At 59.9% G+C, this 20928-nt stretch carries 23 protein-coding genes; 9 read left to right on the plus strand and 14 right to left on the minus strand.

Going from position 1 to position 20928, the window contains the following annotated elements; translation table 11 throughout:
- Window positions 1-16: 16 nt before the first annotated feature.
- Together KGB07_RS16810 and earP are read right to left on the minus strand one after the other, a co-directional pair.
- Window positions 17-586 carry an elongation factor P gene (locus KGB07_RS16810; protein WP_028619992.1) on the minus strand — a complete coding sequence of 190 codons (570 nt, stop codon included), beginning with the start codon at window positions 584-586 and terminating at the stop codon, window positions 17-19.
- Between the two features lie 48 nt (window positions 587-634).
- Entirely contained in the window at window positions 635-1777 is a 1143-nt protein-coding gene (gene earP, locus KGB07_RS16815; RefSeq protein WP_223465992.1) for an elongation factor P maturation arginine rhamnosyltransferase EarP, read from the minus strand.
- A gap of 124 nt (window positions 1778-1901) precedes the next feature.
- Here earP and KGB07_RS16820 point away from each other — a divergent pair, with 124 nt between their 5' ends.
- Window positions 1902-2315: a hypothetical protein gene (locus KGB07_RS16820; protein ID WP_223465993.1), complete on the plus strand. Its 414-nt coding sequence runs from the start codon at window positions 1902-1904 to the stop codon at window positions 2313-2315.
- A gap of 2 nt (window positions 2316-2317) precedes the next feature.
- Window positions 2318-2800, plus strand: a complete 483-nt coding sequence (locus KGB07_RS16825; protein ID WP_223465995.1) for a transcription elongation factor GreAB — start codon at window positions 2318-2320, stop codon at window positions 2798-2800.
- Window positions 2801-2815: 15 nt separating this feature from the next.
- On the opposite strand, the gene cysB is transcribed toward KGB07_RS16825, so the two are convergent.
- The 5 genes from cysB to KGB07_RS16850 all read right to left on the minus strand — a co-directional run bounded on the left by cysB (window position 2816) and on the right by KGB07_RS16850 (window position 6770).
- The gene (cysB, locus tag KGB07_RS16830; protein WP_046043380.1) at window positions 2816-3790 is read right to left on the minus strand and encodes an HTH-type transcriptional regulator CysB; all 975 of its coding nucleotides are present in this window, start codon (window positions 3788-3790) and stop codon (window positions 2816-2818) included.
- Between the two features lie 113 nt (window positions 3791-3903).
- Window positions 3904-4407 (minus strand): universal stress protein, encoded by a 504-nt coding sequence (locus KGB07_RS16835; protein WP_046043379.1) that lies wholly within the window; start codon window positions 4405-4407, stop codon window positions 3904-3906.
- 95 nt (window positions 4408-4502) lie between these two features.
- On the minus strand, window positions 4503-5408 hold the full coding sequence (locus KGB07_RS16840) for a 5'-nucleotidase (protein WP_046043378.1): 906 nt from the start codon (window positions 5406-5408) through the stop codon (window positions 4503-4505).
- Window positions 5409-5433: 25 nt separating this feature from the next.
- The gene (locus tag KGB07_RS16845; RefSeq protein ID WP_223465997.1) at window positions 5434-6387 is read right to left on the minus strand and encodes a putative 2-dehydropantoate 2-reductase; all 954 of its coding nucleotides are present in this window, start codon (window positions 6385-6387) and stop codon (window positions 5434-5436) included.
- Window positions 6384-6770, minus strand: coding sequence for a thioredoxin family protein (locus tag KGB07_RS16850; RefSeq protein ID WP_046043375.1), 387 nt, complete (start codon window positions 6768-6770; stop codon window positions 6384-6386). Before KGB07_RS16850 ends, KGB07_RS16845 begins: the two co-directional genes overlap by 4 nt.
- Here KGB07_RS16850 and KGB07_RS16855 point away from each other — a divergent pair.
- Together KGB07_RS16855 and KGB07_RS16860 are read left to right on the plus strand one after the other, a co-directional pair.
- A complete protein-coding gene (locus tag KGB07_RS16855; protein WP_046043374.1) occupies window positions 6769-7212 on the plus strand; it encodes a PilZ domain-containing protein in 444 nt (147 codons plus the stop codon). The two genes, KGB07_RS16850 and KGB07_RS16855, sit on opposite strands and share 2 nt — an antisense overlap.
- Window positions 7213-7399: 187 nt before the next feature.
- Window positions 7400-8476 carry a 3-deoxy-7-phosphoheptulonate synthase gene (locus tag KGB07_RS16860; protein ID WP_046043373.1) on the plus strand — a complete coding sequence of 359 codons (1077 nt, stop codon included), beginning with the start codon at window positions 7400-7402 and terminating at the stop codon, window positions 8474-8476.
- 86 nt (window positions 8477-8562) lie between these two features.
- On the opposite strand, the gene KGB07_RS16865 is transcribed toward KGB07_RS16860, so the two are convergent.
- Window positions 8563-8850, minus strand: coding sequence for a GNAT family N-acetyltransferase (locus KGB07_RS16865; protein ID WP_007973562.1), 288 nt, complete (start codon window positions 8848-8850; stop codon window positions 8563-8565).
- A 640-nt stretch (window positions 8851-9490) separates the two neighbouring features.
- Between KGB07_RS16865 and oprI the strand changes: the two genes are divergently transcribed.
- Window positions 9491-9742 carry an outer membrane lipoprotei OprI gene (gene oprI, locus KGB07_RS16870; RefSeq protein WP_003199355.1) on the plus strand — a complete coding sequence of 84 codons (252 nt, stop codon included), beginning with the start codon at window positions 9491-9493 and terminating at the stop codon, window positions 9740-9742.
- 123 nt (window positions 9743-9865) lie between these two features.
- Here the strand turns inward: oprI and KGB07_RS16875 are convergent, their stop codons facing one another.
- The 3 genes from KGB07_RS16875 to KGB07_RS16885 all read right to left on the minus strand — a co-directional run bounded on the left by KGB07_RS16875 (window position 9866) and on the right by KGB07_RS16885 (window position 12900).
- A complete protein-coding gene (locus KGB07_RS16875; protein ID WP_046043371.1) occupies window positions 9866-10840 on the minus strand; it encodes a L,D-transpeptidase family protein in 975 nt (324 codons plus the stop codon).
- Window positions 10841-11944: 1104 nt separating this feature from the next.
- Window positions 11945-12238: a hypothetical protein gene (locus KGB07_RS16880; RefSeq protein WP_007991769.1), complete on the minus strand. Its 294-nt coding sequence runs from the start codon at window positions 12236-12238 to the stop codon at window positions 11945-11947.
- A gap of 56 nt (window positions 12239-12294) precedes the next feature.
- Window positions 12295-12900, minus strand: a complete 606-nt coding sequence (locus tag KGB07_RS16885) for an arylesterase (RefSeq protein ID WP_008049055.1) — start codon at window positions 12898-12900, stop codon at window positions 12295-12297.
- Window positions 12901-12910: 10 nt separating this feature from the next.
- On the opposite strand from KGB07_RS16885, the gene KGB07_RS16890 reads away from it, so the two are divergent.
- The 3 genes from KGB07_RS16890 to greB are packed head-to-tail and all read left to right on the plus strand — an operon-like array spanning window position 12911 to window position 16630.
- Entirely contained in the window at window positions 12911-13594 is a 684-nt protein-coding gene (locus KGB07_RS16890; RefSeq protein ID WP_046043370.1) for an ABC transporter ATP-binding protein, read from the plus strand.
- Window positions 13594-16098 (plus strand): ABC transporter permease, encoded by a 2505-nt coding sequence (locus KGB07_RS16895; protein WP_046043369.1) that lies wholly within the window; start codon window positions 13594-13596, stop codon window positions 16096-16098. Before KGB07_RS16890 ends, KGB07_RS16895 begins: the two co-directional genes overlap by 1 nt.
- 34 nt (window positions 16099-16132) lie before the next feature.
- Window positions 16133-16630, plus strand: coding sequence for a transcription elongation factor GreB (gene greB, locus KGB07_RS16900; RefSeq protein WP_007973570.1), 498 nt, complete (start codon window positions 16133-16135; stop codon window positions 16628-16630).
- A gap of 3 nt (window positions 16631-16633) precedes the next feature.
- On the opposite strand, the gene KGB07_RS16905 is transcribed toward greB, so the two are convergent.
- The 3 genes from KGB07_RS16905 to KGB07_RS16915 form a co-directional block, all read right to left on the minus strand.
- Window positions 16634-16942: a hypothetical protein gene (locus KGB07_RS16905; RefSeq protein WP_046043367.1), complete on the minus strand. Its 309-nt coding sequence runs from the start codon at window positions 16940-16942 to the stop codon at window positions 16634-16636.
- 923 nt (window positions 16943-17865) lie between these two features.
- Window positions 17866-18300 carry a DoxX family protein gene (locus tag KGB07_RS16910; RefSeq protein WP_046042643.1) on the minus strand — a complete coding sequence of 145 codons (435 nt, stop codon included), beginning with the start codon at window positions 18298-18300 and terminating at the stop codon, window positions 17866-17868.
- A 103-nt stretch (window positions 18301-18403) separates the two neighbouring features.
- Window positions 18404-19825 carry a transglycosylase SLT domain-containing protein gene (locus KGB07_RS16915; protein ID WP_046042642.1) on the minus strand — a complete coding sequence of 474 codons (1422 nt, stop codon included), beginning with the start codon at window positions 19823-19825 and terminating at the stop codon, window positions 18404-18406.
- 237 nt (window positions 19826-20062) lie between these two features.
- Here KGB07_RS16915 and KGB07_RS16920 point away from each other — a divergent pair, with 237 nt between their 5' ends.
- On the plus strand, window positions 20063-20869 hold the full coding sequence (locus KGB07_RS16920) for a TatD family hydrolase (protein WP_223465999.1): 807 nt from the start codon (window positions 20063-20065) through the stop codon (window positions 20867-20869).
- Window positions 20870-20928 lie beyond the last annotated feature (59 nt).

Genomic DNA, 20928 nt, shown 5'->3' on the forward strand with positions numbered 1-20928 from the left:
ATTCCTGAAGCTGTGCTTATTTGGCACGGCCTTTGTAGGAACCGCCTTCGCGGGTGTCGATCTCGATCTTGTCACCGATTTCGATGAAGTCAGCAACTTGCAGCTCGGTACCGTTGCTCAGCTTGGCTGGCTTCATTACTTTGCCGGAAGTGTCGCCGCGAGCCGAACCTTCGGTGTAGTCAACTACGCGCACGATGGTGGTCGGCAGCTCTACGGAAACCAGACGCTCTTCGAAGAAGATCGCTTCGCAAACATCGGTCATGCCTTCTTCAACGAAAGGCAGAACGGCTTCGATGTCTTCAGCGTTCAGCTCGTACATGGTGTAGTCGGTGGTGTCCATGAACGTGTAGGTGTCGCCGCTGATGAAGGACAGGGTCGCTTCTTTGCGGTCGAGGATTACGTCGTCCAGTTTGTCGTCGGCGCTGTAAACGATCTCGGTCTTGTAACCGGTCAGCAGGTTCTTCAGCTTGGTCTTCATGATCGCGCTGTTACGACCGGACTTGGTGAATTCAGCTTTCTGAACCAGCCAAGGATCGTTTTCGAGACGAATCACGGTCCCGGGTTTCAGTTCTTTACCAGTTTTCATTGCGAATATCCGAATTTGGATGGGATTTACAAAAATCTAGGCCGCGTATCATATCCAATTTCCATAAAACTGTACCAGCGCCGTGGCAAGATCGGCCTGCAAGGCCTGTTCCTGACACCACGCCTCGGCGTGTTTTTCCAGCTCTGGCCAGTGTTTACGGGTAAATTGCCAGTGGTCGGCTATTTTTTCACCAGCGTTCCACGCCCGCCAGAGACCGCTGATCGCCTCCCGCGCAGGCGCAGATAACCCTTTTACATAAAGTTCGAGGAAGGCTTCGAGCTTGTCCAGGTGGATGTCTTCTTCCTGCCGGTAAATGTGCCAGAGAAATGGCCGGCCGGCCCATTGAGCGCGCACGAAGGAATCTTCGCCGCGCACGGCATTGAAATCGCAGCACCACAGCAACCGGTCGTATTGATCCTGGCGGACAAATGGCAGCACTTGCACGGTCAAGGCATCCCGCACATGCACTGCACCGGCCGCCAGACCCTGCACACCAAGCCAACGCTCGACGTCGCCGAGAATCCGCCCTTCCGGCACCAGCAGATGAGTGGCCGTAGAATCGCCAGCCATCCCATCGAGCCAACTGGCCAGACCGGTGTTTTCGTAGGCAAACAATGAGATCAGCTGCGTGCCAGGCGCAGGATCAATCCCCAAACCTTGCAAGAATTCTCTTTGAACTTGCGGATTTTGCTGAAATTGCCGACGCCGTTCCAGCAACCCTCGCTCACGCAGCAGTCCACCGGTGCCCTTCCGGAATCCAGGGAAGAAGAAGAACTTCTGCACATTTTTGTACTTCACCGAGGGCAAACCGTGGCAGCCGATCACCCAGTCTTCGGCGCTCAGATAGTCGAGGTTCATCCACAGCGGCGTCTTTTCCCGTTCGGCCATGGCCTCCATATAGGCGCTCGGCAATTGGCAGGCAAAGGCAGCAATCACCACATCGGCGGCTTCAGTCGGCTGCCACTCGGCGGGCCACTGGCACACTTCGACGTCCTGCTGCCACTGTTGCGCAGCATGGATGTCGATTTCCGGGCACAGGCGCTCGAACGCTCGAAGATCATCGACCCACAGACGCACCGCCAGACCATGTTCGGCCACCAGTTGCCGGGCCAGTCGCCAGGTCACCCCGATGTCGCCGAAGTTGTCGACCACGGTGCAAAAAATATCCCAGCGGGTTTTCATTTCAGGCATTCCAGGCTCCCGTTGGCAAAGGCGCCGATTGTCCGCATAAATTACCCCGTGCAGAAGAGCCGACGGCGATTATTCTTCATGCGACAATCGCCACTCGCCAGTGACCTTTCGCCAGGAGGCAATCATGCCCCACCGCCCCACTCCACGCCGATCCTTCCCGATCAGCCTCAACGCCCTGCAACTGACCGGCAGCATCGCCCTCGGCATGTGGCTGGGATTCATTGCCATCGTGCTGACCTGCTGGCTCGCTTCGCGCCTGCTTTTCAGCGAGCAATTGGCGTCTGTGGCGACAGCTGTGGAGCAACTGGCCAAACCACCTGTGGTGGCCCAATCGGTGCCGGACATGCCGTCACAAAGCCCGCTGTTCGACCAATATGAAGAAAACCTGCGCAAGAACGAGCAGCAGCAACGGCTCGATCAGGCGCGCAGCAGCAGCAGTCGCAACCTGTCCAACCCAAGCTGTCAGTTCTGGCTGCAACAGGACCGGACTGCGCCCAGCGAAAAAAGTCGCGCCAACGTCCTGCAATTCTGCGATTGATCATGAATAAGCAAACCGTCCACCAACTGATTCTCGACAAGCTGCGGATCGATCTCGACATCGCCGAGCGGGCCGCGCAAACCGCCTACGAAACGGCAACCCACGAAGAAAACATCGCCGAGAACAAGTACGACACCCTGGGGCTGGAAGCGTCCTATCTCGCGGCCGGGCAAGCCAGGCGGGGCGAGGAAATTCGCCAGTCACTGAACCTCTGCCTGAACCTGGCCCTGCGCCCGTATGACGATCAGCGGGGCATCGAAGTGGGCGCGCTGCTCGGGCTCGAGGACGAAAAGGGGCGCGAACAATGGCTGTTTCTGGCACCCGATGCAGCCGGGCTGAAGGTCGATCTGGTGGGGCAACTGATCACCGTCATCACCCCGCGCTCACCGCTGGGCAAAAGCCTGCTGGGTAAATTCGAGGGCGATGAGGTGGAGATCATGGTGGCGGGCGCTCGGCAACAGTTCGCTGTCACCGAGGTAGTTTGACCGGCAGAAACGCTATCAGTGAACGGGCAGTTCGACGCCCTCGAACAGCTCTTCCAGTTCCTGCTTGTTGTGGCACTGAATGGCCTTGGCCATGACTTCGCGGGTCAGGTGCGGCGCGAACTTCTCGATGAAGTCGCACATGAAGCCTCGCAGGAAGGTGCCGCGACGGAAGCCGATCTTGGTCACGCTGGACTCGAACAGTTCGCTGGCGTCGAGCACCACCAGGTCGCTGTCGAGTTTGCTGTCGACGGCCATTTTCGCCACGATGCCCACGCCCAGCCCCAGGCGAACATAGGTCTTGATCACGTCGGCGTCGGCAGCGGTGAACACCACTTTCGGCGTCAGGCCGCGATGGCTGAAGGCTTCGTCGAGTTTCGAACGGCCGGTGAAACCGAACACATACGTCACGATCGGGTATTCGGCCAGTGCTTCGAGGGTCAGTTTCGACAGCTTGGTCAGCGGGTGGCCCTGAGGCACGACCACGCATCGGTTCCAGCGGTAGCACGGCATCATCACCAGATCGCCGAACAGCTCGAGCGCTTCGGTGGCGATGGCGAAATCCACGGTGCCGTCAGCGGCCATTTCGGCGATTTGCATCGGCGATCCCTGGTGCATGTGCAGGGCAACGTCCGGGTATTGCTTGATGAAATTGCTGATCACCGGCGGCAATGCATAACGCGCCTGGGTGTGAGTGGTGGCAATCGACAGGGTGCCTTTCTTCTCGTTGGAGAATTCCTGGGCGATCTGCTTGATGCTTTCAACCTTGCGCAGAATCTCGCCAGCGGTGGTGATGATGCGCTCGCCGGCTGGGGTAACGCGGGTCAGGTGCTTGCCGCTGCGGGCAAAAACCTCGACGCCCAGCTCGTCTTCCAGCAGACGGATCTGCTTGCTGATGCCCGGTTGAGAGGTGTAAAGACTTTGGGCTGTAGCGGAAACGTTGAGGTCGTGGTGCGCCACTTCCCAGATGTAGCGCAATTGTTGAAGCTTCATATGAATCCCTCAAAGCAGGTAGACGCCACGGGCATCAGCGACGATATATAACTATATTAATGGCTCGAAGAATAAATCTAGAACTTTTTTATCAGATTGCCATTATTCGTGTCCTAGCGGTCCCCTTGGCGACGACGTTGCACCAACGGCACCAGATAGACCGGCACCTTGGACAGTTGCAACACACGGGCGGCGGTTCGCCCCAAAGGCGTTTCCGCACCGGCGCCATGGCTGTGACTACCTACGATCAACAAATCCACGGAGAGTTTCTGCGCCTGGTCCAGAATCACCTGCGACGGATCGCCCTGCAGCACCCGTACTGCCTGAATCCGCTCCAGGTCGTGCTCCCCTTCATCCCCCAACTCCTCACGAAAACTGTCGAGCACCCGTTGCTCGATACTGGCAATCACCGTATTGAGGCCCTGGCTGTGAAACTCGTTCAGCGCCTGTTCATCGAGATAACTTTGCAGCACCGATTCGGCAAACAACCCCATGGGTTCAACCGCATGCACGACGTACAAACCGGCATTGAAGGTCCTGGCCAGCTCCAGGGCATGCTGCATCACCACGGGCGCATACAGGCCAAGGTCAGTGGCATACAGCATCGTACGAATCATATGACCTCCTCGACTGCCAACATGGCGGAGATTTGATTCAGCTTAGCAGTGCCTTGGCGACTACGACGTCCGGCGCAACGCATTGAACGGTGGGCTTAAACCTTTTGCTCGTTGCTTATGCCATGGGGCACATGACCGGTGGCGACGACTTCACGGGCCAACTCGCAGTGGCCGGCCTGATCGTCGAAAAACACGTCCGCCGCGAAGGCTTCGAGAAAGGCCGACTTGGTCAGGCCGCCGAGGAACAGCGACTCGTCGAGACGGATGTCCCATTCGCGCAACGTGCGAATAACCCGCTCATGGGCCGGTGCCGATCGCGCCGTGACCAGCGCGGTACGGATCGGACAGGTGTCTTCCGGGAATTCACGCTGCAACAGATTGAGAGCAGCGAGAAAGCCCTTGAACGGCCCTCCGCGCAACGGCTCGCGGGCGGCCTCACGCTCGCTGGCCTGGAACGCTTCCAGACCACCGGCCTGATAAATGCGCTCCGACTCATCGGAAAACAGCACCGCGTCTCCGTCGAAGGCAATGCGTAACTCGTCGCTAGCCGCACGGCTGGCACCACCCGACAGAATGGTCGCTGCCGCGAACCCGGCGTCCAGTGCATTGCGTACGTCTTCGGCGTGGGTCGAGAGAAACAGATCGCAGCCAAAGGCCTTGAGGTAGGGATACGGACTGCGCCCGCCGACAAAGGCCGCACGGGAAATTGCCAGTCCGTAGTGGTCAATCGAGTTGAACACCCGCAGCCCGGTGTCGGCGCTGTTGCGCGACACCAGAATAACTTCGACCCGGGCGCGGCCGAGGCTGTTGTTGAGGTTCAGGAGTTTCTGCACCAACGGGAAGGCATCGCCGGGCTCGAGGATTTCGTCTTCATGTTCGATCTGATACTGCCGGTAGGCTTCGACGCCACTCGACAGGTAGACCTTGTGGCTTTCGCTCAGGTCGAACAGCGCCCGCGAAGAAATCGCCAGCACCAGCTTGTCGTCAATTGCCTTTGGCATGCCCTTCCCCCTCAGGTCGGTCGACTCAGGTGTTGCGTCGATCAATGAAACTCAAACTGCGATACAAGGCCTCGGTGCGTGGCATCTCACACCCGGCTGCCTTCGCCGCCGCCAAAGGCCGGGCGTAGATCGCGGCCAGTTCCAGCGGTCGCTTGTGCAAGTAATCGTGGTACATGCTCGGCCAGTAGTCGGGCATCTTTTCGGTCACCATGAACAAATGCTCGGCATACCCTGCCGGTACGTCATGCCCGCAGGCAACTGCGCCTTGAACCACTTCAGCCATCAGCGCCTTGACCAGCTCGCGGCTGTCAGCATCGGCCATCAACGGTGTGGTGCTCGCCCCCAGCAAAACCGAGAGACCGTTGTAAGGGATATTCCAGACCAGTTTTTGCCAACGCGCCTGATGTAAATTCGCCATGGCCTGGGAATCGAGGCCGGTGCTGCGAAACAGCCCGACGCCCTCCTCGACAATCGCAGTGCGTGCCGGCCCATCGGCGGGACCGCTGTGATACCCCACATGCACCGCGCCCAGCGCCTGATGGGTGATGACGCCCGGCGCCTCGCGATGGACGCAGATGTAGCACAGCCCTCCGAGCACATGCAGCGAATCGGGGAGCAGCTCGCGCAGGCTGTCTTCGACGTCCAGGCCGTTTTGCAGCAGCAGTACCTTGGCATTCGGTGCCGCCGCTTGCAGGATGGCAGGTGCCAGGTCGGCGTTGCTGGTGGTTTTCGCCCCCACAAGCAGCCAGTCGCAGGGCGGCATGTCTTCAGCGTTCGAATAAGCCTGTACCGGATTCAGTTTCAGCGCACCGTGGGGCGCGCTATCGACTTGCAACCCGTGCTCGGTCACGGCGGAAAACTCGCTGCGTAGCAGAAAATGCACATCAAAACCGGCTCGCGCCAGCATCACCCCGTAGAAACCGCCGATTGCGCCGGTCCCGATAATGCCGATCGTCGGCCTGGCAACTGTCCCCGTCATGGCAACTCCTCTGCTGTTCGACTCAGCGCCTGGCGCACGGCTCGATTGAGCTCGGTGTCGGTCAGACGCGATTTGAGTGCTCCAAAGAATTCACCGTCGCGAACGACAAACAGCGCCGGCAAGTGAAAGACCTGATAACGCTCGACCACCCCGCCGTTGTTGCCGGCATCAATCCAGCACAGTCGGTCGACTGCCAGATCGAGTGTCGGCAATTGCTCACGGGCAAAACGGCAACTGGCGCAGCCGACACTGGTGAAAATGACCAGCGATACGCCGCTCATCGCCAGCAGCCGTTGGTCGGCGTCAAAATCGGTCAGTTCCAATTCGACCACTATACTGGAGGGAACAATGTCAGATGGCCGACACATGGAGTCTGTGTTCATGGGACGATTCATTCCTCACCCTGACGATGTGCCCGTCGAGTTAAAGTTGCTGAAACCTGAGTGTCTTTCGCGACGACAGCTGCACACTATCAGCCTCGGGGGCATGGCTTGCAATTATCACCGCGCGTGGCGCCACGGCACGGCGCTGGAGGTACGCATGCCGACCGTGAACCCGGACATGCGCTACCTGGGCTATGTCGCCTGGTGCCTGCGACGCAAGCGTGGTTACCTGGTGGGCATCGCCTTCGTCGATGAACAAACGCTGTTCAGCGCCCGAATGGGTGAGCAGGTGTGCCAGATCGAACGCTACTGCCGCCTGCATGACGCCCACGAGGACTTGCAGGATATCCAGGCCCTGGCCCTCGAATGGGTCCAAGAGCATGCCGACGAGTTCTCTCACGATTCGGTGCGCAAGGCTTTTGCGCAGCCGGTGCTGGAATAGGGGTGTTCTTGATCGGTTTGCCCCTCACGGCAGGGAAACTGACTGCGAAAGCCCACCAAACCGGCGTCTGCCCATTGTCGAGCCACGGTGTAACGCGCTAAGGTTCGGGTCCCCGACGCGCTTAATTTGCTGTGCTCCGCCGCGCGGGTTCGCTGGCGGCCGGCACCCGTGACCTGACGAGTAAACGATGGCTGATTTACCGATCAACGACCTAAACGTCGCCTCCAACGAGACACTGATCACTCCCGATCAGCTCAAGCGCGATATTCCCCTGAGCGACGCCGCACTGCGCACCGTCACCAAGGGCCGCGAAGTCATTCGCAACATTCTGGATGGCACCGACCATCGCCTGTTCGTCGTCATCGGGCCTTGCTCGATCCACGACATCAAGGCCGCCCACGAATATGCCGAGCGCCTGAAGGTTCTCGCCGCCGAAGTGTCCGATACCCTGTATCTGGTCATGCGCGTGTATTTCGAGAAGCCACGTACCACCGTCGGCTGGAAAGGCTTGATCAACGACCCGTACCTGGACGACTCGTTCAAGATCCAGGACGGCTTGCACATCGGTCGTCAATTGCTGCTGGACCTGGCCGAAAAAGGCCTGCCGACCGCCACCGAAGCCCTCGACCCGATCTCCCCGCAGTACCTGCAGGACCTGATCAGCTGGTCGGCCATCGGCGCGCGCACCACCGAATCCCAGACTCACCGTGAAATGGCCTCCGGCCTGTCCTCGGCCGTCGGCTTCAAGAACGGCACCGATGGCGGCCTGACCGTAGCGATCAACGCCCTGCAGTCGGTTTCCAGCCCGCACCGCTTCCTGGGCATCAACCAGGAAGGTGGCGTGTCGATCGTGACCACCAAGGGCAATGCCTACGGTCACGTGGTGCTGCGCGGCGGCAACGGCAAGCCGAACTACGATTCGGTCAGCGTTGCGCTCTGCGAGCAGGCGCTGAACAAGGCGAAGATCAAGCCGAACATCATGGTCGATTGCAGCCACGCCAACTCCAACAAGGATCCGGCCCTGCAACCGCTGGTGATGGAGAACGTCGCCAACCAGATCCTCGAAGGCAACAAGTCGATCATCGGCCTGATGGTTGAAAGCCACCTGAACTGGGGCGCCCAGGCGATCCCGAAAGACCTCGCCGACCTGCAATACGGCGTGTCGATCACCGACGCCTGCATCGACTGGACTGCGACCGAAAACACCTTGCGCAGCATGCATGCCAAGCTCAAGGATGTGCTGCCTAATCGCGATCGCAGCTGATCGCCTGTTTGGCGGCGCAAAAAGCGCACACAAAAAAAACGCCGGGCTGAACCCGGCGTTTTTTTATGTGTTCGTTTTGTTGAAGGTCACTGACTCAGCTTGGCCGCATGCCGCTGGTGACGCTCCATGTAGCGCTCGACGTAGGAGCACGATGGAATGACGGTGTAGCCCATTTCGTCAGCGTACTCCAGCGCCTTCTCGGTCAAGGCTGCCGCAATACCGCGACCACGCAATGCGTTGGGCACGAAGGTGCGATAGATATCCAGGGTCTGTTTCCCCAGATCCATATAGGTCAGATAGGCACGATGACCGTCCACATTGGTCTCGAACTGATGACCAGCCTGGTCATGGTGGATGGACAACGCCTCGCTCATCACTACTCCTCGCGGGTCTGGAATTCCGACCCCTACCTTACCGATGTTTTTCCGGCGAAGGAACATCTACGCCACCCCGTGCCTGAATGGACACCGAGAAGAGCTGCACCGATCTCGCGCTACCGAGCACGTACAAATAGTAGGCACCATTGGCAGAAATGCTCAAGATGCGCTCGTCATCGTGCCGGTTGGCGGGTGCGGCTCCGGATCACGCAGGATTGGCTCGACCGAAGATCACTCCGGGTCGATAGCCTGTACATTGCCGGATGTTGAGACTTAAGACGAGCGCCCGTTGTTAAAGTCACCTGAACATCGAGAAAGATATTGAGAGGCGCCACACAAAAGCCGAACAAAAGTGTAGACGAATCCATGTAGGCGGACTTTAGCCGGACCAGGAAAAAGAGCGCCGTGCCACAGGAACTTTTTCTCGCCAGTTCGCTCAGCCACGGGCCTTGCAGCTGGATATTTTTTAAACAATTCAGTTAAAAGTTGCTCGAAAAAGAATCAACGCCTACAATTTTTTTTGCTTCTTGCGTCACGTCAGTTTTACTTACTACAAGTAATGGGTAGTATGTACGCCGGCTATTTCCTCAATCGGAGGAGATAGCTACTTAATAGAAAGTCCTTGAAGGGGAACACGATGAACAACGTTCTGAAATTCTCTGCTCTGGCTCTGGCCGCAGTTCTGGCTACCGGTTGCAGCAGCGCATCGAAAGAAACCGAAGCACGTCTGACCGCTACTGAAGACGCAGCTGCTCGCTCCCAGGCTCGTGCAGACGAAGCTTACCGTAAAGCTGATGAAGCTCTGGCTGCTGCTCAAAAAGCACAACAGACTGCTGACGAAGCTAACGAGCGTGCTCTGCGCATGCTGGACAAAGCTAGCCGCAAGTAATAATCCTTCGGGATTGTTATCAAGCCGACCCATTTTTTGGGTCGGCTTTTTTATTGCCTGGCGTTTCTCCGGGCAATAAAAAACCCGTCGACGCGGTCCGCGCCGACGGGTTCTTTGCCAGCATTACTGCAGCGGATCGACCGGAGTGCTCGACACCATCGGTACGACACCGTTGCCCGGCACAGCGATCTCAACCGGCAGACCGTCTTCAGCGGCGACCACATCACGCACCACATCCCAGTTCATGCGCAGGTTGTTGGTGATGTCTTCACGCTTGAGCATCGCATTGATGACTGCGGTGTGCTTGTCGACCACCGACGGGTTGCCCTTGTCGTCCAGCGGCGTATGCGCCTCCAGATAGACCTTGCCGCCACTCAGGCCAAACTTGTACGGGTCGTTGATGATCCGCACCGACGTACCGACCGGCACCATGCCCGCCATTTCCAGCACGTTGTTGTTGAACATGCGGAAGCAGCCGTGGCTGGTGCGCATGCCGATGCCGAACTTCTTGTTCGAACCGTGGATCAGGTAGCCCGGTGTGCCCAAGGTGAACTTGAACGGCCCCAGAGGGTTGTCAGGGCCGGCCGGCACGACGTTGGGCAGCGGATCACCGTCTGCTGCGTGCTCGGCCTTGATCGAAGCCGGAGGCGTCCAGGTAGGGTTCGGTGTCTTGGCGGTGATGCTGGTGTGGGCAATCGGCGAGCCCCAGCCTTCACGACCGATACCCAGCGGGAACGTGTACACCACGTTCTTGCCTTTCGGGTAGTAGTAGAGGCGGTACTCGGCCAGGTTGATCACGATGCCTTCACGCGGGCCTGGTGGCAGGATGAAGCGGGTCGGCAGGATGATTTCCGTGCCGGCGCCTGGCAACCAGGCATCGACACCCGGGTTGGCCGCGACCATTTCCGTGTAGCCCAGATCGTAGGCGGTACCAAGGTCGGCGAAGGTATCTTCGTACTTGGCCTTGATCACCTGCACCTGGCCGATGATGTCCTCACCTGGCGGTGGCAGGGGAAACTCCAATGCTGCGACTGGACCGGCCACAAAGAGGGCGGCAAGAGTCAGGCAGCGGGTGACGGCAGGAAAACGCGGCAACATCCGGAAAATCCTTCGCATGATCAACAGAGATATAAGAGCGCGATTGTACACCGCTGTCTGTTATTTCGGGGAGATGGCCCGATTGCAGGCAGTGCAAGGCGATTTTGAGGTTGTCCTCGATCCCGTGTGGGAGTGAGTCTGCTCGCGATGGCTGTGTGTCAGGCGGCATGGATTTTGATGGTGTACATATCCGTTTCTGCGGTAACGGCCACCTATGGTTCCGCTCTTACAGCGGGTCACTTGGAAAAGCCCCAAGTAACCAAGGGCTCTTGCCCCTGACATTCGGTGCCTCGCCGTGGCTCGGCATGCCCTCGCTCCGGTCCTGCTCCGTGGGCCCGCCGCCATCGGCCATCCATGGCCGGGGGCAGCTAACCCGGCATCCATGCCGAGTTGCCCACTGCGCAGAACCTGCGCTCGGCCTCACGAGGGGGCGTACACCGCAACAGCGTCCGAGGCGGCCTGCCGGCCGGCCTGGTTGCTCGGTGCGTTCGTCAGTGATGTACCTGGTCGACTGGAAGGCCGCTATCGCGAGCAAGCTCGCTTGTATGTTTAGACTTGAAGGGGTGGGCGGGACTAAAAGCTCGATTCCGACTCTAGCCAGTACGGACCGTGGGAGATTTCTCCTCCCGCCCTTTCTACCCAAAAGCGCCGATAAGGAATTCATCGGTAAAACCGACGATAGAGGCAAGCCAGCTCCTACAGTTGATCGGCGTACACCCACGCTTCTCACCACTCATCAGGCCGAGCGTTAGCTCGCCTGCAGCTTTTGATCTTGATCCACCCGCCCCCTCGGGAGGCTGAACGGAGGTGTTCATCCGGGGATTGGCGCGCAGCGCCGTTCGACGCAGTCGAACTCATTGCATGTAGGTCGAAGCGAAGCCGACCGGAGGGCAATGCTCCCGGATGAATACCGCAGCGAAGGAACGCCGAGCCTCAGCGAGGGGCCGTACGTAAGGGGCGAGACTTTTTGGTTCCTTTTGGGGCGTTTGCCAAAAGGGACTCGCCGTAAGGGCGAAACCATAAGCCGCTGTTACCGCAGCAACGGATATGTACACGGTCAACAAAAGTCAGGTCGGCTCGAAGGCCGCCTCTATTAATGACGGATCAAAGCTCGAACCGCAGTTCAGGCCAGATCGGCGACGTCCCCCGCTTCTGCGACTCAAGAATGGCCCGGCACAACGAACACAGCCGCTGGTCCTGAAACACCCGGCGATCAACACTCGACCAGCGAGGCGAAGCCGGCAACAGACTGCCACACAAGGTCCGGTCCGCCGAACCGCCCAACTCCAGCTGACGGGTCACCAGATGCACCCGCACTTCCTGGCAGGCAAACAGATCCAGCTGTTCGTCAGGCTCGATCAGTTGATAGGCAAATAGTGACCAGGCGGGACGCGGCATCGGGGGCTCCAAATCGGGGGCGCCACCTTAGCCGAAAGCCTGCCTCTAGAAAAGTGTCATAACAGCGGTTTTAGAGTAGGCCAGACATTTTCCAGCAACTTGTCCTGGGCCCCGGCCGCCGGGTGTATGCCGTCGGCCTGCATCAAGTCCGGATGGCCGCCCACGCCGTCGAGGAAAAACGGCACCAGCGGAATCTTTTTCTCATCGGCCAGGTTGCTGTAGACCTCCGCGAACGCCTTGGTGTAACGCGCACCGTAATTGGGTGGTAATTGCATGCCGAGCAGTAACACCTTGGCGCCGCTGGCCCGGGAGCTGTCGATCATCGACGCAAGATTTTGTTGCAATTGAGTTGGCAGCATCCCGCGCAGGCCATCATTGCCGCCCAACTCGAGGATCACCAGTTCCGGTTTATGCTCTGCAAGCAGCGCGGGCAGGCGCGCCTGGCCTCCGGCACTGGTGTCGCCACTGATGGACGCATTGATCACTTTGTCGTCGAAACCTTCGCGCCTGAGCCGTTGCTCAAGCAGCGACACCCACCCCAGCCGGGTATCCAGCCCGAAACCGGCGCTGATACTATCGCCAACGATCAGGACTGTACCCGCCGCTGCGTTTTGGGCCATGCACATCAAGGCCAGGCCAGCACTCAAAAACCAGACACGCATCGGACTCTCCATGGGCGCAAGCATTCTCATCGCGAAGGACCTTAGCAAAGTGGTTCCCAGCGCGGAAGGTGAACTGACCATCCTGCACCAACTCAGCCTGGAACTGAACAAGGGCGACAGCCTGGCCATCGTCGGCGCTTCCGGCTCCGGCAAGTCCACCCTGCTGGGCCTGCTTGCCGGCCTCGACCTGCCGAGCAGCGGCGAAGTCACCCTCGCCGGGCAAGGCCTGAGCAACCTCGATGAAGACCAGCGTGCGCGCATCCGCGCCGAGCACGTGGGTTTTGTCTTTCAATCGTTTCAGCTGCTCGACAGTCTCAATGCCCTGGAAAACGTCATGCTGCCGCTGGAACTCGATGGCCGCAAAGACGCCCGCGAACGCGCCACCCAATTGCTGCAACGGGTGGGACTGGGCCAACGCCTGACTCACTCGCCGCGCCAGCTCTCCGGCGGCGAGCAACAACGGGTGGCGATTGCCCGCGCGTTTGCCGCCGAGCCCGATGTGCTGTTCGCCGACGAACCGACCGGCAACCTCGACAGCCACACTGGCGAGCGCATCAGCGACTTGCTGTTCGAGCTCAACCAGGAGCGCGGCACGACTCTGGTGCTGGTGACTCACGATGAACGCCTGGCCCATCGCTGCCGGCGCCTGATCCGTCTTGAAGCCGGCCTGCTGGTCGCCCCTCTGGAGCCTTGATGGCACGTCTGCCGCTGTTGCGCCTGTTCAGTCTCGCCATCCGCCAGTTGCTGCGCGATGCCCGCGCTGGCGAATTGCGCGTGTTGTTTTTCGCCTTGCTGGTGGCCGTTGCCGCCAGCACCGCCATTGGCTATTTCGGCGCGCGCCTGAACGGCGCCATGATGCTACGCGCTACCGAATTCCTCGGTGCCGACCTGCTGCTCGAAGGCAGTTCGCCTGCGCGCCCCGAACAGATAAGAAGCGGCACCGAACTGGGTCTGGAACACGCCCAAGTGGTGGAGTTCTCCAGCGTCATCGCCACCGACAACGGCATCCAGCTGTCCAGCATCAAGGCGGCCGATGACACCTACCCGCTACGGGGCGAATTGAAAAGCGCGCCCGCACCCTTTGCCACGGAAACAGTCGGTGGCGGACCGCAACCCGGTGAAGCCTGGGTCGAGGCACGCCTGCTAACCGCCCTGGACCTGAAGATCGGCGACAGCATCGATGTCGGCATGAAAACCCTGAAACTGGCGCGGGTGCTGACCTACGAACCCGATCGCGCCGGCAATTTCTACAGCCTGACGCCGCGGGTGCTGATCAACCTCGACGACCTTACGGCCACTGGCGTGGTGCAGCCCGGCAGCCGGGTCAGCTATCGCGAATTATGGCGAGGCAGCGCTCAGGCACTCGAAACGTATCGGCAACTGATCAAACCGGGGCTTGCCGCCAACCAGCGCTTACAGGACGCCCGCGACGGTAACCGGCAGATCGGCGGCGCCCTGGGCAAGGCCGAACGCTACCTGAACATGGCCAGCCTGGTGGCGGTGTTGCTGTCCGGTGTGGCGGTGGCGCTGTCGGCAACCCGCTTCGCCACCCGCCGGTTCGATGCCAGTGCCTTGCTGCGCTGCCTCGGGCTGTCACGCCGGGAAACCATGGTGTTGTTCAGCCTGCAACTGACTGTGCTCGGGCTGCTGGCCAGCATCAGCGGCGCCCTCCTCGGTTGGCTCGCCCAGCTGGGGTTGTTTGCCCTGCTGCATGACTTGTTGCCCACCGACGTGCCACCGGGCGGGCTGTTTCCGGCTATTGCCGGGATCGGCACCGGACTGGTGGCGCTGGCCGGTTTCGCCTTGCCGCCACTGGCAGCTCTGGGCCGGGTTCCGCCATTGCGTGTGCTGCGCCGGGACATGCTGCCGATCCCTTCCAGCACCTGGATGGTCTACGGCGCAGCGCTGGGCGCCCTCGGCCTGATCATGTGGCGCCTGAGCCTGGACCTGGTGCTGACCTTTGCCCTGCTCGGCGGCGGAGTGATTGCAGCACTGGTGCTGGGCGGCTTGTTGTTGCTGCTGTTGAAGAGTCTGCGGCGCATGCTTGCGCGTGCGTCCTTGCCCTGGCGTCTGGGTCTGGGCCAACTGCTGCGTCATCCGCTCGCTGCGGCGGGCCAGTCCCTGGCGTTCGGTCTGATTCTGCTGTCGATGGCGCTGATCGCCTTGTTACGGGGCGAGTTGCTGGACACCTGGCAGAACCAGCTGCCGAAAAACGCTCCAAACTACTTCGCGTTGAACATCCTGCCGGCGGACAAACAGGCCTTCACCGATCACCTGATCGCCGTGTCGGCGCAATCGGCACCGCTGTACCCGGTGGTGCCGGGCCGACTGATCAGCATCAACGGCGAACCGGTGCAGCAAATCGTCACCAAGGAATCGGCGGGTGATCGGGCGATCCAGCGCGACCTGAGCCTGACCTGGGCCGCGGACCTGCCGGCGGGCAACAAACTCACGGCCGGCAACTGGTGGAACGAACAGACGCCGGACGATGTTCCCGGCGTGTCGGTAGAAGGCAAGGTCGCCGAAAGCCTGAAAATCAAGCTCGACGATCATCTGGTTTTCAGCGTTGGCGGGGTCAATCGCGAGGCGAAGGTCACCAGCCTGCGGGAGATCAACTGGGACAACTTCCAGCCGAACTTCTTCATGATCTTCCAGCCCGGCACCCTCAAGGATCTGCCAGCGACCTACCTGACCAGTTTCTATCTGGCATCAGGTCACGACCAACAGATTGTCGACCTGTCCCGCGCCTTCCCGGCGGTGACGATCCTGCAGGTCGAAGCCTTGCTGGAGCAACTGCGCAGCATCCTCGCCCAGGTGACCCTGGCGGTGGAGTACGTGTTGTTGTTCGTGTTGGCGGCGGGCATGGCGGTGCTGTTCTCCGGTCTGCAAGCGACGCTGGATGAACGCATTCGCCAGGGGGCGTTACTGCGTGCGCTGGGGGCGGAGCGGCAATTGCTGGTCAAGGCTCGACGTATCGAGTTCGGTTTGCTGGGCGCAGTCAGTGGCTTGCTGGCGGCGCTGGGTTCGGAAGTGGTGAGTTGGGTGCTCTACCGCTACGCCTTTGACCTGCCGTGGCATCCACATCCATGGCTATTGTTGCTGCCATTGCTGGGCGCAGTGCTGATCGGTGGTGCCGGTGTGTTCGGCACCCGTCGGGCATTGAACGCCAGCCCGCTGACAGTCCTGCGCGAGGGTTGATAGACTCCTGCCATCCTCACCACAAGAAGCTGTCATGAGCCGTTACCGCCCTCCCCGCACCGCTGGCACCGCGCTGATCACCCCCGAGGGTGAAGCGCGGATGCGCGCCGAGTTCCATGAGCTGTGGCATGTACGTCGGCCCCAGGTTACCCAGGCTGTCAGCGAAGCCGCGGCCCAGGGTGATCGCTCGGAGAACGCCGAATACACCTACGGCAAAAAGATGCTGCGAGAGATCGACAGCCGCGTGCGTTTTCTCACCAAACGCCTGGAAGCGCTCAAGGTTGTCAGCGAAAAACCCAGCGATCCGAACAAGGTCTATTTCGGCGCCTGGGTCACGATCGAAGACGAGGATGGCAAAGAGTCGCGCTACCGCATTGTCGGGCCGGATGAACTGGACCTCAAACAGGGCCTGATCAGCATCGACTCGCCCTTGGCCCGCGCACTGATCGGCAAGGCACTGGACGCCGAAGTCCGGGTCCAGACGCCGACCGGTGAACAGTGTGTGTACATTGTGGCGATCGACTACCCGTGAGCTTTAACGCCGGGTAATCAGTCCTTGCCGGGCAACGCGGGTCAGTTGCCGGATCACTTCAGGCGCATCTTCGAGGCTGGGGGACTGAATCACTGCCAGATCGAAACTGTCGTCGGCAAAACGAGCGAGCGACTCACCGTCTTCGACAAACTGGATCAGGAAGGCAGCGGGACCACCGGTACGACGTGGCCAACCATCGAGATAACGCAAGAGCGTCGGCTGATGTTTGCCACCAAGCAGGATTTTTGGATTGCGCTGGGTCAGGTGTGCCGTGATCGGCGCGGGACGTACAACAGCATTTAGTGCATTCATTGTGTCGTGTCTCTGCCTCAAAAGTCTGCATGGCAGGTGAGAGGCAACACCGAACCAGCGCTTTAGCGGTATTTCGAAGCCTGTTCTGGCTTCTATCGGTAACTGGATGAGTCACCTGGCGCCCCGCAAGTAGCTGTTTAAATCGGCGCATGAGCAACATCCTAGAGAAGCTGACTGGACAGTGTCAAGAATGACGCGATCGAGTAGGAGGCGGGGTTGCCCCCGCCGTCCTCTCACACCACCGTACGTACGGTTCCGTATACGGCGGTTCCTGCCTACTGACAAACAACGTCAGCGAGCTTGGTTCCGTTGATGTGTCGCCTGCGGTATCTAAGCGCCCAGACCGGCCCTCGGAGCTTCCGGCTCCTACCTCCTAATGGTCTTGACCTCCGCTACGCGGAGTTTCTGCTTTACGCTCCAACAGAGATCACACCCGACTATCCACTCATGGCAGGTTCAGCCCTTCATTACTCCGGTTTCGAGCAACTACTACGGCCTCTGCTGACTTCTGTCGCCCATCCCGTCATCTCGCGACGCCGGTAGCACATGGCAGGCTAAACAGATCTCCCAGGGTAATTCGCGCGACCTTCCTGCTTATGCCTGTCGGATCTACGTCGCAGCGTTCCGTGCAAGTATCGGGCTTTGAAGATATTGGCCTTCTTACCCCGCTGCGCCGCCTCTATCCGCTTCCTGTTCGTCAGGCCAGCATTTTGCCTCGGGCTTCCTTCAGATTCGCAGTCACCCGCGACACCCTTGCCTCTGGCTAACACTTCCCCTTGCCGGGTGTGTAGAGGACTTTCACCTCCAAGTCACCAGCGTGGCCACCACAGCCAAGCTGGTTGCGCTTACGCGCAACGCGCCATGCCTGGCGCACCAACAAAAAAGGCCCGCACAATGCGGGCCTTTTCGTTGAACCAGAGCGGTCAACCGGCGATGGCGCGGTCCGCTGAGAGTTTGCCCGCACCTTCGATCAATACCGCGATACTGCCACCGAGCAAGGCCAGGGCGAATTCATAACCGTTGTTGGCCATGAACAGTCCGTTGCTGATGTGCACCGAGAAAATCGCCACCAGCAACAGGAAGGCCAGGCCAAGCGCGGCCGGGCGAACCAGCAAGCCGATGATCAGGGCCAGGCCGGCGAAGAATTCGATGCCGCCCGCCAGTGTCGCCATCAGGTAACCCGGCGTCAGTCCGAGGCTTTCCATGTACTGCGCGGTTCCAGCCAGACCATAGCCACCGAATGCCCCGAAGAGTTTCTGCGAGCCGTGAGCGGCGGAAATAATGCCGACCACGATGCGCAGAACCGTCAGGCCGTAGCCAGCGCGGGTAGACAGTACCTTGTTGATCAGAGTGCTCATGCTGATTCATTCCTTGTAAGTGTGTGTTGGTTGGCCGCTATATTAATCAGTAATTCACATGTTAAAAGCGCAAAAACCCCGCCATAACAATCAGATTAGTTGATCATTTTCGTGAGGCAACTTTTTGCTCCTGGGGCTCCAACGACTCGCGCTCCCGGTCGAACGCCAAGTAATACTTGTTCACGCTATTAACATAGCTGACAGGCCCCATACCCACTTGCTCCATGGCCACGCGTTCGACCTGGAAGAACCACTGGTTGGGATTCAAGCCTCGCCGCCGGGCTTCGGCGCGCATGCCCTGGACCCGCTCCGGCCCGATGTTGTAGGCCGCCAGCACGAAGGCCATGCGTTCGCGCTCGTTGAGCTTGGGGCTGGCAAAAAATTTGCGCCGGATCATCGCCAGGTACTTGGCCCCGGCCTGCACATTGCCATCAAGGTCCTGGATATTGTTGACCCCCACCCGCTGCGCCGCAGAAGGCGTGATCTGCATCAGACCGGTCGGGCCACCGCCACTGCGAGCGGCGGGTTGCAGGGCTGACTCCTTGAAGGCCAGCGCCGCCAGGTTCAACCAATCCATGCCTTGGGCATCGGCGTGCTTCTGCAGCACCGGGCGAAGCTTTTCCAGGCGCTGCCGGTCCGCCTTGGCCAGCGGATAGTGCACTTGATAGAGACGACGATAGATCCGCAGGAACGCGGCGTCCTGATCCGATGGTTTTTTGTAGACGGTGAGGAAGCGATCAATGCTGGCCCGCAGCATCGAGGCATCACGGCGCACGAACCAGAACTCTTCTCCCGGCTCGCTGACAAGTACCTGCTTGTCGAAACGCAGTTTGGGCAGGATCTTGCCCCAGCGTTCGGCGATCGGCTGCTCGACGATGGTCAGATGGAAGATCCCGCCCTGCACCATCTCCAGCACATCCTCGACGGCAAGGGTCGGATCGACCCATTCGATTGTGACCGGTGGCAGTTTGTGCAGGGCGAGCTTTTGATTGATCTGGCTGACGGCATCCCCGGCAGCGCTGCCGGCGGGTAACGCCAGGGTCTTGCCGGAAAGCTGTTCAAGCTTGGTGTAGCGGCGTTCGCCTTTGATGCCCACCAGGACCAACGGGATGTTGCTGGCAATCGGCTCACTGGTGCTGACGGCGAAGCCCGGTTGCAGATCGAGCAACTCGCCTGGCGCCACCAGATCGCCCTCCCCGCGCTGCAATGCGCCGAGCAGTTGATCCTTGGCCTTGGGAATGATCTTGAGGGTGATTTCCTGACCGTCACGGGCGTGGCCGTTGAGATACTGCTCGAACGCTCTCAGGCGATGGTATTCGACCCCGATCGCCTGCCCCTGGACTTCGCCGGAACTGTTGCGGCTCTGGTTGACCAACACCCGCAGCACACGACTGCTGCGAATTTCCGCAAGGTCGCGCACCTTGCTGGCCGGTACGGCTTGCAGCGGCCCGGGCAGACGCGCGACCGCCGACATCGGCAGTAGCAGCGAACAACACAGCAGTAGCAAAACCGAGGGACGAATCATCCACTCTCCGGAAAGAATATGAGGCCCGCTTCAATGACGAAAACCATCAAGCGCGGCGACAAAAACAGAGCGCCCAAGGCGCTGGCAAAGTGCGAAAGACTGGCACAATGATGGCAAAACTACCAACCCAGCCTGGTCCGCGGCTCAAGAGACAGCGTTAACCCGTTGTAGTTCTTGGCTTTTCTTATAAATCCACGGCTCTGATATGCTTTCCGGCCTTTGGGCCGAGGTAGCACCATGCAACTCATCGATATCGGCGTCAACCTGACCAACGCCAGTTTTGCCGACAAACACCGGGCCGTACTCGACCGCGCCTACGCGGCCGGCGTGTGCCAACTGGTGCTGACCGGCACCAGTGTCGAGGGCAGTGAACAGGCCCTTGAGCTGTGCCAGCAACTGGACGAAAGCGCCCAGCGCCTGTTCGCCACCGCCGGTATTCACCCTCATTGCGCCAGCGACTGGAACGCCGACAGCACCCGACGTTTGCGCAGCTTGCTCATGGAGCCGAATGTGGTGGCCGTGGGTGAATGCGGGCTGGATTTCAACCGTGATTTCTCGCCGCGTCCGCAGCAGGAGAAAGTCCTCGAAGAACATCTGGCCATGGCCGTCGAATTGCAGTTGCCGGTGTTTCTGCACGAACGCGACGCCAGCCAGCGATTGCTGGAAATCCTGCGCGACTTCCGCGACCGACTGCCGGCCGCCGTAGTGCACTGCTTCACCGGGGAGCAGAAGGCACTGTTCAGCTACCTCGACCTCGACCTGCACATTGGCATTACCGGCTGGATCTGCGACGAGCGCCGGGGCACGCATTTGCATCCACTGGTCAAGGAGATCAAGCGCGGGCGCCTGATGCTCGAAAGCGATGCACCGTATTTGCTGCCGCGCAGCCTGCGCCCCAAACCGAAAAACGGGCGAAACGAGCCGGCATACCTGACCGAAGTACTGCGCGAAGTGGCACTGCATCGCGGGGAAAGCCAGGAAGATCTGGCGGCGCACACGACCGCCTGTGCGCGGGCGTTCTATGGGCTGCCATTGATCTCCTGATCACCATAAATCCCACAGGCTTGAAGTTGATCTGCATCAAGAATCAGCCACCTGAGTAG

It is taken from the genome of Pseudomonas sp. GL-RE-26 (genome assembly GCF_019956275.1).
Taxonomy (GTDB): Bacteria; Pseudomonadota; Gammaproteobacteria; order Pseudomonadales; family Pseudomonadaceae; genus Aquipseudomonas; species Aquipseudomonas grandcourensis.

Bases quoted from the DNA above. Each gene is read 5' to 3' on its own strand.
- KGB07_RS16860 (WP_046043373.1), top strand. From the start codon at position 7,400: ATGGCTGATTTACCGATCAACGACCTAAACGTCGCCTCCAACGAGACA.
- KGB07_RS16875 (WP_046043371.1), bottom strand. From the start codon at position 10,840: ATGTTGCCGCGTTTTCCTGCCGTCACCCGCTGCCTGACTCTTGCCGCC.
- cysB (WP_046043380.1), bottom strand. From the start codon at position 3,790: ATGAAGCTTCAACAATTGCGCTACATCTGGGAAGTGGCGCACCACGAC.
- KGB07_RS16835 (WP_046043379.1), bottom strand. From the start codon at position 4,407: ATGATTCGTACGATGCTGTATGCCACTGACCTTGGCCTGTATGCGCCC.
- KGB07_RS16920 (WP_223465999.1), top strand. From the start codon at position 20,063: ATGCAACTCATCGATATCGGCGTCAACCTGACCAACGCCAGTTTTGCC.
- greB (WP_007973570.1), top strand. From the start codon at position 16,133: ATGAGCCGTTACCGCCCTCCCCGCACCGCTGGCACCGCGCTGATCACC.
- KGB07_RS16885 (WP_008049055.1), bottom strand. From the start codon at position 12,900: ATGCGTGTCTGGTTTTTGAGTGCTGGCCTGGCCTTGATGTGCATGGCC.
- KGB07_RS16810 (WP_028619992.1), bottom strand. From the start codon at position 586: ATGAAAACTGGTAAAGAACTGAAACCCGGGACCGTGATTCGTCTCGAA.
- KGB07_RS16820 (WP_223465993.1), top strand. From the start codon at position 1,902: ATGCCCCACCGCCCCACTCCACGCCGATCCTTCCCGATCAGCCTCAAC.
- oprI (WP_003199355.1), top strand. From the start codon at position 9,491: ATGAACAACGTTCTGAAATTCTCTGCTCTGGCTCTGGCCGCAGTTCTG.
- KGB07_RS16840 (WP_046043378.1), bottom strand. From the start codon at position 5,408: ATGCCAAAGGCAATTGACGACAAGCTGGTGCTGGCGATTTCTTCGCGG.
- KGB07_RS16890 (WP_046043370.1), top strand. From the start codon at position 12,911: ATGGGCGCAAGCATTCTCATCGCGAAGGACCTTAGCAAAGTGGTTCCC.
- KGB07_RS16905 (WP_046043367.1), bottom strand. From the start codon at position 16,942: ATGAATGCACTAAATGCTGTTGTACGTCCCGCGCCGATCACGGCACAC.
- KGB07_RS16915 (WP_046042642.1), bottom strand. From the start codon at position 19,825: ATGATTCGTCCCTCGGTTTTGCTACTGCTGTGTTGTTCGCTGCTACTG.
- KGB07_RS16850 (WP_046043375.1), bottom strand. From the start codon at position 6,770: ATGAACACAGACTCCATGTGTCGGCCATCTGACATTGTTCCCTCCAGT.
- KGB07_RS16910 (WP_046042643.1), bottom strand. From the start codon at position 18,300: ATGAGCACTCTGATCAACAAGGTACTGTCTACCCGCGCTGGCTACGGC.
- KGB07_RS16880 (WP_007991769.1), bottom strand. From the start codon at position 12,238: ATGCCGCGTCCCGCCTGGTCACTATTTGCCTATCAACTGATCGAGCCT.
- KGB07_RS16825 (WP_223465995.1), top strand. From the start codon at position 2,318: ATGAATAAGCAAACCGTCCACCAACTGATTCTCGACAAGCTGCGGATC.
- KGB07_RS16865 (WP_007973562.1), bottom strand. From the start codon at position 8,850: ATGAGCGAGGCGTTGTCCATCCACCATGACCAGGCTGGTCATCAGTTC.
- KGB07_RS16845 (WP_223465997.1), bottom strand. From the start codon at position 6,387: ATGACGGGGACAGTTGCCAGGCCGACGATCGGCATTATCGGGACCGGC.
- earP (WP_223465992.1), bottom strand. From the start codon at position 1,777: ATGCCTGAAATGAAAACCCGCTGGGATATTTTTTGCACCGTGGTCGAC.
- KGB07_RS16855 (WP_046043374.1), top strand. From the start codon at position 6,769: ATGGGACGATTCATTCCTCACCCTGACGATGTGCCCGTCGAGTTAAAG.
- KGB07_RS16895 (WP_046043369.1), top strand. From the start codon at position 13,594: ATGGCACGTCTGCCGCTGTTGCGCCTGTTCAGTCTCGCCATCCGCCAG.